General features: G+C 75.8%; 1 protein-coding gene. It reads left to right on the forward strand.

All coding sequences use genetic code 11. From position 1 onward, the window contains the following. Positions 1-178 precede the first annotated feature (178 nt). Positions 179-12,850, forward strand: coding sequence for an amino acid adenylation domain-containing protein (locus tag ABZ135_RS13015; protein WP_356694876.1), 12,672 nt, complete (start codon positions 179-181; stop codon positions 12,848-12,850). The last annotated feature ends 76 nt before the right edge of the window (positions 12,851-12,926 follow it).

Below are 12,926 nucleotides of genomic sequence, written 5' to 3' on the forward strand. Positions count from 1 at the left end.
CGCGCGGGGACCCCGGGGGCCTGAACGCTTCCTGGTCACCGGCGCTCAGGGCGGGCATCGGTGCTCCGGTAGCCTGCACGCGCGGGCGTGGCGGTGGCTGGGAGCGTCGCGAAGGGGGCTGCCGTCGGGCGGTGCGCTCCGACCGCGGATCGTGTCCCCCGACGTGCGAGAACGGACGATGAGCGACAGCACCCTGTGGAACGTCCTGAGCGAGGCCGCCGGCGAAGCCCCCGAGCAGGTGACCGTGCACATAGGCGCCGACGGCGGCGAGCACGAGGTGACGTACAGCCGGTTGCTGTCCGCCGCCCGGCGGGTCGCCGGAGGGCTGCGCGCGAGCGGGGTCGCACCGGGCACGTGCGTGCCGCTGGTCGCCGACCGCAGCGATGACTTCCAGGTGATGTTCTGGGGGCTGATCGGTGCCGGTCTGGTCCCGGTGCCGCTCGCGGCGGACGTCCGCCGGGTGCTGCCGGTGTGGGAGCACCTGGGCCGGCCACCGGTCTTCGTGGACGCGGCCGGCGAGGAGCAGGTGCGCCGCCTGCCGGCCGGGGTGACCGTCCTGCGGCTGGACGCGGTGCGCGACGGCGAGGAGCTGTACGGGCCCGACCCGTGCGAGCCCGACGGGCCGGCGTTCGTGCAGTTCTCCTCCGGCAGCACCGGTGTGCCCAAGGGCGTGGAACTCACCCATGCCGCCGTGACCGCCAACCTGCGGCAGATCGTGGCCGCCTCCGGTCTGGGCGCCGACGACGTGGTGGTCAGTTGGATGCCGTACTTCCACGACATGGGCCTGATCGGTACGCATCTCGCACCACTCGCCGCCCGGGCCAGGCAGGTCAAGATCGGGCCTTTGACGTTCGCCCGGCGGCCCGGGGTCTGGTTCGAGGCGGCCACCGCGCACCGGGCCACGCACCTGTCGGCCGCCAACTTCGCCCTCGCGCTGGTCAACCGGCGGCTGTCGGAGGAGGACATGGCCGGCTTCGACCTCTCCCGCGTCCGGCGGGTCGTCGTGGGTGCCGAGCCGATCTCCGCGTCGGTCTGGCGTGACTTCTCCCGTCGCGCGGGTCTCGCGGGACTGGCACCGCATGCTCTGCAACCGGTGTACGGCCTGGCCGAGGCCACGCTCGCCGTGACCTTCCCGCCCCCGGGGGAGGTGGCGGCTCCGGTGGCCGTGGACCGCGCGGCGCTCGGCCGCGGGCTCGCGGTGGACACCCCGGCCCCGGCCGGTTCCCCCGTCGAGCTCATGGACGTGGGGCATCCCGTCCCCGGCTGTGACGTCCGGATCGTCGACGACACCGGGCGCGCGCTCGGCGACCGGCGCGTCGGACACCTACAGGTGCGCGGTCCGCAGCTCGCCCGTGGCTACCACCGGCTGCCCGAGGCCACCGCCGACGCCTTCACCGCCGACGGGTGGCTGCGCACCGGGGACATGGGATTCCTGCGCGACGGGCGGCTGTGCGTGACCGGCCGGCGCAAGGACGTGCTGTTCCTGAACGGGCTGAAGCACCACGCCGCCGACCTCGAGGACGTCGCCGCCGCCACGCCCGGGCTGCCGCCCGGTACCACCGCCGTGGTGGGATCCACCGACCCGGACACCGGCGGCGAGCGGGTCGTGGTGTTCGTCGCCTGGGCCCGCCCGCCGCGCTCGGCCGACGAGGTGCTGCGCCGGGTCGCCGACCGGGTGGGTGAGGCGCTGTTCCACGACGACGTACGGGTCGTCGCCCTGCCACCCGGCCGATTCCCCCGGACCACCAGCGGGAAGGTGCGCCGCCACGTGCTGCGGGAACGGTTCGAGGCGGGCCGTTTCCCCCACGTCGTCGTGCGCCGCGGCGCCGCGGCGGCGACCGCTCCCGCCGGGCCGCGGGCGGCGGCCGGCACGGCTCCTGCACGTTCACGGGCAGCCGTCGAGCGGACGGTCCGCGACGTGTGGGGCGAGGTACTGGGGCTCGACGGCACACGGATCGACGCGCATGAGTCCTTCCGGGCGCTGGGCGGCACCTCGCTGAAGGCGATGGAGGTCCTGGCCGCGCTGGAGGACGCCTTCGGCGTCCCGCTGGAGACGGCGGCACTGCGGGCCGGGACGGACGCGGTGGCCGGGGTCGTGGACCATCTCCTGGCGCGGGCGGGGGACCACGCACCCGCCGGACACCGCGATGCGCCGCAGGGACCACCGGCCGGAGACCGCCATACGCACAACGAAGCGACCACCGCAGACCGCGATACGCCGCGCCACGCGAACCCCTCCGACGACCCGGGGCGGCCGGCACGCGAGGCCCTTGCCGTCATCGGTCTCGCCTGCCGTTTTCCCGGTGCCGACACGCCCGAGGCGTACTGGCGGCTGCTCGCGGAGGGGAAGGACCTCGTCACCCGCGTGCCGCCGCACCGCTGGGACGGCGAGACCGTGCCCGCCGCCGGCTGGGGCGCGTTCCTCAGCGACCCCGACGCCTTCGACGCGGCCCGTTTCGGGATCCGGGAGGAGGAGGCCCGTACCCTCGACCCGCAGGCCCGGCTGCTGCTGGAGCTGGCGCACGAGGCCCTGGAGCGGGCCGGCTACGCCGGTCCACGCCGCCGCCCCCGGCGCATCGGCGTGTTCGTGGCGGCCGGGGACAGCGGCTACCGGGAGTTGCTGGAGCGGGCGGCCCGGGACCGTGCCACGGACCTGGCGCCCTCGGCGCTGACCGGGAACCTGCCCAACCTCCTCGCCGCCCGGATCGCGCAGAGCTTCGACCTGGACGGCCCCGCCCTGGTCGTGGACACCGCCTGCTCGTCCGCCTTGGTCGCCGTACACCTGGCCCGCCGCAGTCTCGCGGCGGGCGAGTGCGACATCGCCCTGGTCGGCGGCGTCAACCTGCACCTCACTCCTGCCGCGCACCGCATGCTGCACGCCGCGCAGGCGCTGTCGCCGACCGGCCGCAGCCGGGCCTTCGCCGCCGACGCCGACGGCTTCGTGCCCGGCGAGGGCGGCGCGGTCCTCGTCCTGCGGCGGGAGGAGGACGCCCGGCGGGCCGACGACGACGTGCTCGCCCTGGTGCGCGGCACCGCCGTCAACAACGACGGCACCTCGCTGAGCCTGATGGCGCCCAATCCCGCCCGTCAGCGCGAGGTCATCACCGCCGCCCATCACGCGGCGGGCATCGACCCGGCCGAGGTGACCTACGTCGAGGCGCACGGCACCGGCACCGCCCTCGGTGACCCGGTGGAGCTGAAGTCCCTCGCCCACGCCTTTCCTCCGGTTCCCGGCGCGATCCCCCGGCTGCTGGGCTCGTCCAAGACCAACATCGGCCATCTGCTGAACGCCGCCGCGCTGCCCGGCCTGGTCAAGGTCGTGCTGGCGCTGCGGCACGGCCAGGTGCCGCCCTCGCTGCACGCCGACCCGGTCTCCCCGCTGGTCGCCCGCCACGGCTTCCAGGTGCCCGACCGGCTGCTGCCCTGGCCGGCGCCGCCCTCCGGGGGCCCGCTGGTCGCGGGTGTCAACGCCTTCGGCTTCGGCGGCACCAACGCGCACGCCGTGCTGGAGCAGGCCACCGGACACCGCCCGCACGCCCCCCGGCCGGACGACCCCGCAGAGGGCCCCCACCTGCTGGCCCTGTCCGCGGCCACCCCGTCGGCTCTGCACGCCTCGGTCCGCGGTCTCGCGGACCACCTGGACGCTCACCCCGGGACCTCCGCGGCCGACGTGTGCCTGACGGCCGCGACCTCCCGGGACGACGGCCGGCACCGGCTCGCCTTCGTCTGCGACGACGGTGCCGACCTCCGCGCGCGGCTGACGGCCCTGGCCGGCGACCGGGCGGCGGCCGTCCCGCCCCCGGCCACGGACGCGTTCACCGGCACCGTCCGCACCCGCCCCCGCCTCGCCTTCCTCTTCCCCGGCCAGGGTGCCCAGCGCCCGGGCATGGCGGCACGGCTGTACGCCACCGCTCCGGCGTTTCGCGCCACCCTCGACGAGGCGGCCGCCGCGCTCGGCCCGCTGCGGGGCCGTTCCCTCATCCACTGGTGCACCGATCCCGCCGCCGATGCCGCCGACCTGGCCCGCACCGAGATCACCCAGCCCGTCCTCGTTGCCTTCGGGGTGGCGCTGGCCCGGCAGTTCGCCGCCTGGGGCGTGACGCCGGACGCGGTCGCCGGCCACAGTGTCGGGGAGCTGACCGCGGCGTGTGCCGCGGGTCTGCTGCCGCTGGCCGACACGGTCCGCTTCGCCGCCGCCCGCGGGCGGGCGATAGCCGAGCTGACCGAGCCGGGTGCCATGGCCTCGGTGCGCGGCGCGGACGATGTCGTGGAGGCGCTGGTCGCCGGATCGGGCGGCACCCTGTCCGTCGCGGCCCGCAACGCGCCCGGCCGGATGGTGCTGTCCGGCACCGTGCCGGCGGTGGAGGAGGCCCTGGCGGAGCTGGCCGCGCGGGGCGTCACCGCGCGCAGGCTGCGGGTCACGCGTGCCTTCCACTCTCCGCTGATGGAGCCGGCCGCCCCGGCGGTGTACGAGGCCGCGCGCGCCCTGTCGCCCGGCACCGGCCGGATCCCGTTGCTGAGCACCCTGACCGCAGGCTGGGACGCCGTGCCCGACGCCGCCCACTGGCGCGAACACCTCCTGCGGCCGGTCCAGTTCGTCTCCGTGGCACGGCGGCTGGCCGAAGACGGATTCGACACCTTCGTCGAGGTCGGCCCGGGCACCGACCTGCCGGGCGCGCTGCGCGCGGCCACCGCCGCCACCGCCGCCGGGTCCGGCTCCCCCGTGACCGTGCTCTCCGCCCTGCCCGCCGCGCACCCGGACGCGGACCACGGACGCGGCGCACACCCGGACGAGGATCACGGACGCGGCGCCGCGCACCCGGACGCGGAACATGGGCGCGGCGCACACCCGGATAGGGATCACGGACGCGGCGCGCTGCTGCGCACCGTCGCCCGGCTGTGGACCCTCGGAGTCGCCGTCGACCACGCCGCCCTCGCACCGACGGGGCGCCGCGTGCCCCTGCCCACGTATCCCTTCCGGCGGCGGTCCTACTGGCCCGGCCCCGACGCCACCCGGCTGCTGCACCGGATCACCTGGACGCCGGCTCCTCCGGCCGGCCCCGCGACAACGGCCCCCGTCACCCTGGTCACCGGGCCCGACGCGGACGCGGTGCGGGAACTGTCCGCGCGGCTGGCCAGGCGCGGTGTTCCGGTGGCGCAGCCGCAGGGGAAGTCCGTCCACACCGTCGTCCACCTCGCGAGTACCACGCGGTGCGGGGACGACGCCGACGCGGCGGCCGCCTTCCGGGACACGGTGCGGCAGTTCGACCGGGTCGGCGCGCGGCGCCTGCTGGTGCTCACCGAGGACGCCCATGGCACCGGCGTCACCGGTGAGGCCCGGCCACGGCCCGGCCAGGCTCTGATCACCGGGCTGGCCCTCGCCTTCCCGTACGAGACCGCGGGCGCCCACCTGGTCTGTGCCGACCTGTCCTCAAGCGACCCGCGCGAGCAGCGACTCGACGCAGTGCTGGCCGAGCTGACCTCCTCTCCGGGCGGTACGGACGTGGCCGCCTGGCGCGGCGGGACCCGACTGCTCCGGAGCGTGGCACCTCTGCCCGGCACCGCCGTGCCGGACGGCGCCGACCCGCTGCCCGCGGACGGCGTCTACCTGATCACCGGCGGCGCGGGCGGTCTCGGCGCGGCGCTCGCCCGCGACCTCGCCGGGCGTGGCCGCCCGACGCTGGTGCTCACCGGTCGCTCCCCGCAGCCGCCCGCCGGGCTGCTCGCCCAGCTCGGCGAACTGGGCGCCGACGCGCGGTACCGGCAGGCCGACGTGACGGACGAGCAGCACCTCGACGCCCTCCTCTCGACGGGTCCCGCGCCGGATGTCGTCCTGCACGCCGCCGGGGTGGCCGTGCCGGGCTCGCTGCGCGGCACCGGTCCGCAGGACACGCGCCCGGCCCTCGCCGCCAAGACCCACGGCACCCGGCTGCTGGCGCGTGCCCTGGACCGCCACGGCCACCGTCCCGCCCTGTGCGTGGCCTTCTCCTCGGTGGCTTCGGTCCTTCCCGGCGCCGCGGGCGCTCTCGGCGACTACGCGGCGGCCAACTCCTTCCTCGACGCCTTCGCCGCGGCGGAACGCGCCGCCGGCCGCCGCTGGTTGTCGCTGAACCTCGGCGCCGTCGCCGGTACCGGGCTCGCCGCCGGGCTGGGACACCGTACGTTCCCGCGAGCCGGCGGCTCACCCCTGACTCCGGCCGAGGCCCTGCGCGCCGTGCGAGCGGCCTGCGCCGTCGACGCGGCGCAGGTGGTCGTCGCCGACCTGACCGCCACGGACGCCTCGGCGAAGGCCGCCGTACGGACGGAGCACGCCGTACGGACGGAGCACGCCGTACGGACGGAGCACGCCGTACGGACGGAGCACGCCGTACGGACGGAGCACGCCGTACGGACGGAGGCCGCCGTACGGACGGAGGAGGCCGTACGCGCCCACGGGCCGGTTCCCACGGACGCCGCCGTACGAACCGGTGGCCCCGCCGCAAGCAATGATCGCGGAGGCACCGGTCACCCCGGGCGGACCGGTGACCCGGAACAGACCGACGAGGCCGCACGCACCGACGACCCTCTACGGAGCGGCGATCCCGTACGCAACGACGATCCCGTACGCGGCGACGCCTCCCTCCGGGTGACCGCTCCGGCGGAAGCCGCGGAACGGCCCGCCGGCCCCGCGGCCGCGCCCGGCGGCATGTCCGAGATCCAGGTCCTGCTGCGATCGCTCCTGGCCGAGGCCCTCGGCCTGCCGCCGGAGGCCGTCGGCCAGGACGAGCCCTTCCTCTCGCTCGGCCTCGACTCGCTCACGGCGGTCGACCTGGTCCGGCGGCTGGAACGCGCACTGGGCCGGGAGTTGCCGGCCACGCTCTTCTTCGAGCACCGCACCGTGCGCGAACTCGCCGCCCACCTCGGCATTCCGCCCGCCGACGAGGGCACGCCGTCGCCAGTGGCACCGCCCGAGGGCACGCGTCCCGGCCCGGTCGCCGTCACCGAGGGGGAACCCTTCGCGCTCACCCCCGTCCAACTGGCCCTGCACACCAGCAGCGTGCTGTATCCGCGGACTCCAGCCCGCGGGTGGGTACGACAGACCGTCCGGGGGCCGCTCGACGCGGGGCTCCTGCGCCTCGCCCTCGCCACGCTGGTCGAACGGCACGGCATGCTGCGGATGCGGATCGGCCACGACGGCGGGATGCCGCACCAGATCGTGGCGCCGGGGGTGGACCCCGGCGTGTGGTTCGAGACCCGGTCGTGCTCCGGGGGCGGGGCGGCGCTCGAAGCGCTGGAGACCGAACTGGCCAATCGGCCGCTGGACCTCACGACGGAACCCCCCGTGCGAGCCCTGCTGGTGACCGAGGCCCCCGGGCTGGCGCATCTGGTCCTCGCCGTGCACCACGTCGCCGCCGACGGCTACAGCCTGAACGTCCTCGGTACGGAACTGTGGACGCTCTACACCTCCTTGGCCCTCGGCCGGGGCACCGCCGAGCTGCCCGCCGCCGCGGACTTCGCCGCCTACGTCGCCGACGCCCGGCGGCCCGCCGCCCGTACCGAGGACATCGCGTACTGGACGACCCGGCTGACGGGCCTCACTCCCCTGCCCCTGCCCTACGACGGCCTGCCCGACGACGACGGCCCCGGCCCCCTCCTCGCCGTACACCGCACCCTGGACGAGGGCCTGGTCACCGCCCTGCGCGAACGGGCCGCCCGATGGAACGTCTCGCTCTTCCATCTCCTGCTCGCCGTCCACGTGCGCTGCCTGGCGCGGTGGAGCGGGCGCCGCGACGTCACCGTCAACGTCGCCCGTGCGGGCCGCGACGCCCGGCTGACGGGACTGGACCGGCTGGTCGGCCCGCTCGCCGACACCCTGCCCCTGCGGGTGGAGACGGAGCCGGACGAGCCACTGCCACGGCTGGCCGAACGGGTGCGCCTGGCCTGGCTGGAGTGCGAGCGGCACGCCACGGTGAGCAGTCTCGACCTCGCCCGGCTGCTGCCGGGCGACACCACAGGGCCGCGTACGGCGAGCCCGGCGAGCTTCAGCTTCGCCCGCTTCCCGGCCTCGCTGGACGCGGACTGTCCCGTCGAGGTACGGCCGACGGCCGCGGGCACCGGCTCGGCCGCCACCCGGCTGAGCCTGCTGGCCTGGGAGGACGGGCCGCGCCTGGGACTGTCCTGGAACGTCCCCGAGTGTCTCTTCACCGCCGCGACGACCGCCCGGCACGCCGACGACTTCGAAGGCGAACTGCGCACCCTCGCCGAAGAACCCGTCGTCCCTCGACCTCGGAACGACCTGCCCGTATCCCTACCCGGAGCCGTTCCCGGCTCCGTTCCCCGCTCCGTTCCGGTTCCCGTGCCCCTTCCCGTGCCCGCTCCCGTTCCCCGGTCGACCGTCGTGGGCCGTCTGACGGACCGGTTCCGCACCGACGCCGGTGCCGTCGCCGTCGACGACGGCCGACTGACCCTCACCTACGGGGACCTGGATCTGGCCACCCGCGACCTCGCCCGCCGTCTGCGGCAACAGGGCGTGCGGCGGGGAGACCTGGTGGGAGTGCTCACCGCGCCGGGTGCCGGCACGGTGACCGCCGTCGTCGGCATCCTGCGGGCGGGAGCCGGATGGGTGCCGCTGGACGCCGAACACCCCACGGCGAGACTGGCGGAACAGACGGCCCGCTGCGGCGTCCGCGTCCTCGTGCACGACGACGCCGGCCGGCCGGTCGTGCGGTCGCTCACCGGTGTGACAGCCGTGCCCGTCGCCGCCGTGACCGTCGCCGCCGGATCCGTCACCGGTCCGACGGGGGACTTCTCCGACGTCGACGAGACGGCCGCGGACGCGGAGGCCACGGCGTACGTCATCTTCACCTCCGGCTCCACCGGCCGACCCAAGGCCGTACCCATCACCTTCCGCGCCATGGAGAACTACCTCGACTGGGCGGTGGCCGCCTTCGCCTACGGGCCCGGCGACCGGCTCGCGAACACCTCCTCGCCCTGCTTCGACGCCTCCGTGCGCCAGTTGCTCGCCCCGCTGCTCGCAGGCGCCACGGTGGTGACCACCGATCGTGACCTCGTGCGTGACCCCGACCTGCTGCTGCGGCACGTGGAGCGGGCACGGATCACCGTGTGGAGCTCGGTCCCCTCCCTGTGGGAGCGACTGCTGGCCGTGGCGGAGGACCGTCTGCGACGCGGTGAGCGCCTGCCGGACCTGTCCGCGCTGCGCCTGGTGCACGTCGGCGGTGAGGTGCTGTGGGCCGACCGGGTGCGGCGCTGGTTCGACCTGTTCGGCCCCCAGCAGCGGATCGTCAACCTCTACGGACCGACCGAGACCACCATCAACGCCACCTATCACGTCGTCGACGCACGTCCCGCCGACGATGTCACGGCGCTGCCGATCGGCAATGCCGTCGCCGGGACCGACCTGCTCGTCATCGGGGCCGACGATGAGCCCGTCGGTGCCGGCGGCACCGGTGAGCTGCTGATCGGCGGCGTCGGTCTGTCCGCCGGCTACCTGGGCGAACCCGAGCTGACACGGGCCGCGTTCGTGCTGCGGGACGGACGCCGCTGGTATCGCAGCGGCGACCGGGTGCACGTACTGCCCGACGGCGCCCTGCGGTTCGCCGGCCGGATCGACGACCAGGTGAAGATACGCGGCCACCGTGTCGAACCCGGCGAGGTGGAGACGGCACTGCGCGCCCATCCCGACATCGCGCAGGCGGCCGTGGTGGCCGAAACCGGCCGCCTGTTCGCCTTCGTCACCCGTACGGCAGCGGGTGGGACGGGGGCCGCCGACGCGGTGGCGCTGCGGCGGTACCTGGCGGAGCTCCTGCCCCCGTACATGGTGCCCGCCCGGATCGCCTTCCTGGACGCCCTGCCCCTGACCGGCACCGGCAAGGTCGACCGGCGGACGCTGCGCGCGCGGGCCCAGGCGGCGACGGACACCGGGCCGGCCACGGGTGACCGGCGGACGCTGCGCACACGCGCCGAGGCGCCGACGGACACCGGGCCGGCCGCGGGCGCGCTGCCCGCGGCGAGCGCCACGGAGGAGCGTCTCAGCCGGATCTGGTGCGAGGTGCTCGGCGTCGACCGGGTCGGTCGCCACGACGACTTCTTCGAGCTGGGCGGTGACTCACTGCTGGCCCTTCAGGTCTTCGACCGCCTCGCCCGGCACGGTGGCGGCCCGCTGCCCCGGCCCACCGCCGTTTACCGGCACCGCACCCTGGCCGCCCTCGCCGAGGCCGTGGACGCCGAGGCGGCCAGGGCAGGCGGCCCGTACGGCGTCTCCGACGGGGCCGGGCGGTCTGCCGACGGCGACGGCCCGGCGAGCGCGGGGTTCCCGGCCTCCTACCCGGTCACGCCCGGCCAGCGCGGCTTCCTGCTCGCCGAAGCGCTCTCCCCCGGCAGCGGCACGTCCTGGCTGGCCCGGCTGCGCCTGACCGGTGCGCTCGACCGGGACCTCTTCCAGCGGGCCGTCGACGTCCTGGTGGAACGGCATCCGATGCTGCGTACGGTCTTCCCCGCGGGGGCGAGGCCGCCGGTGCAACAGGAGCTCCAGGCGGCGCTGCGGCTGCCGGTCGCCTTCGAGACCGTGACCGGACCGAAGCGCCTGGCGCAGCGGGTCGAGGACGAACGCCGCCGCCGCTTCGAACCATGGGCGTGGCCGCTTCTGCGCCTGCGTGTGCTCACCCTCTCCCCGGACGAGCACGTCCTGCTCGTGCACGCCCACCATCTGATCGGCGACGGCTACAGCGCCGCCCTGCTCCTGGACGAACTGACCACGGTCCACGACGCTCTGGCCCGCGGTGCGGCTCCCGGACTGCCCGAGCTGCGCGGCACCTTCCGCGCGTACGCCGAGCGCCTGGCCGGACCGGCCGTGTCGCCCGCGTCGGTCCCGGGGCCGGACGGAGACGACGCCCGGCGACGCAGAACCGAGCTGTGCCGGCCTTACGCCAAGCCGGTCCTGCGAGCCCCTGCCCCGGCCCACGCCGGGCAGGAGGGAGAACCGGGTGGCGCCCCGTCCCCCGCGTTCGTCTCCCACGGCTTCGTCCTGGACACCGCCGTCGTGAGCGCGCTGCGCGAGATCGCCGCCGAGGCCGGCGCCACTCTGTACGCGCCGCTGCTCACCGCCTATCACCAGGCGCTGGCCTCCCTCACCGGCCAGGAGGACCTCGTGATCGGCCTCGCCGTGTCCGGCCGGGACCACCCTCTGCCCGACATCCACCGCGTCTTCGGCCCGTTCGCCACCGCCGTCGCCGTCCGCCCCTTCGGCCCCGGGACCGATGTGCCGCCCGCGGACGACTTCGGTCGGCGCCTGCGCCGGGTCGTCGAGGAGACGGTCCATGCCCGCACGCACGAGGAGATCGTCCCCCGGGACGCCGGAGGGCTGCCGCTGACCTCGCAGTTCTTCCTCACCTTCCTCGACTTCGGTGCGCTGGGGCCACGGGACGGCGAGGTCCTGTCCGTGCGCTGGGACGACGAGGACAGCGACTTCACGCCACCGGTCGCCGGTACCGACGTCTTCCTGGCGGCGCGGCCGGACGGCGACCGACTGCGCGTCACCGTCCGCGGTGCGGCGGCGGCCTTCGACGGGCCCGCGCTCGCCTCGTTCGCCGAGGGACTGCGTGACCTCCTCGTCGTCCGATCGGAGCGGCACCGGCGACGGGCGACCACGCGCCGTACCGGCGGGGCGGACCTCGACGCCGCACTCGTCGGCTACCTGCCGCCGCCGGCCGAGCTGGCCCGGCTCGCGGGACTGCCGGACACGGGACTGCCGGACGCGGGACTGTCGGACGTGGGGCTGCCGGACGCCCGAGCATCACGCGAGGACATCCGGCGCCTGCTGTTCCCGGACGGCGCTCCCCGGCTCCTTGAGACGACCGTCACCCCACTGGGCCGGTCCGGTTTCGTGGCCCTCCCGCTGTTCGCCGACGAACTCGCCGGCGACCGTGAGCTGGCCGCGCACACGGCCCGGGCCGTGGAGACGGCCTCCGCGCTGGGCGCCCGATGCGTCTCCCTGGCCGGCATGATCCCCTCGCTCACCGGCTACGGATTCGACGTGCTGCGCGCGTCCCGCGCTCCGGCGGCCCTCACCACCGGGCACGCGGCCACGGTCGTCTCCGTGGTGCGCACCGTGCACGCCGCCCTGGCCGCCACCGGCCGGGACCTGGCCGACACGGAGCTTGCCGTGGTCGGGCTCGGCTCCATCGGGGCCTCCTCGTTGGAGCTGCTGCTGACGCTGGCCGAGCGCCCGCCCGCCCGGCTCGTCCTGTGCGACGTTCCCGGCAGCGGTCCGCGTCTGCGCGGGCTGGCGCGGACGCTGCGGGATCGCGGCCTGGCCGGGGAGGTCTCCGTACACACCTCGGATGCCGGCCTGCCCGACGCCGTCTACGGCGCCGACGTGATCGTCGCGGCTGTCAGCGGACACAGCGCCCTCATCGACATCGACCGGCTGAAGCCCGGCGCCGTCGTCGTGGACGACAGTTTCCCGCACTGCTTCGACACCGGCAGCGCCCTCGCCCGGATGCGTGAGCGCGCGGACGTCCTCGTCGTGGGCGGTGGGCTCCTGACGGTCGGCGCCACACAGCGCACTCTGGCACACGGGCTGCCCGCCGCCGTCGCGACCGCCGAGGCCACGGCGCGGCACGTCCTCCCCAGCACGCTGGCGTCCTGTCGGGCGGAGTCGCTGCTGCACGCCGCCGACGCGAAAGTGCCTCTCGTACGGGGCCTGGTGGACGCTCCCACGGCCTTGGCCTACTGGCATGCCATGGAACGGACCGGCGTCACGGCCGGTCCGCTTCACCTCCTCGGACACGTCTTGGACCCAGTGCCGGAAGGCGTACGGCCGTCAAGCGGCGCGGTCCCGCCGGGGCCGTGAGGCGGGGCCACGCCCAGGTCTACGGGGCGGGGCCCTCGCCCCACCCCTCGCCGGCGCGCCCCGGGGACGGCGGCGC

It is taken from the genome of Streptomyces sp. NPDC006339 (genome assembly GCF_040612775.1).
GTDB lineage: Bacteria > Actinomycetota > Actinomycetes > Streptomycetales > Streptomycetaceae > Streptomyces.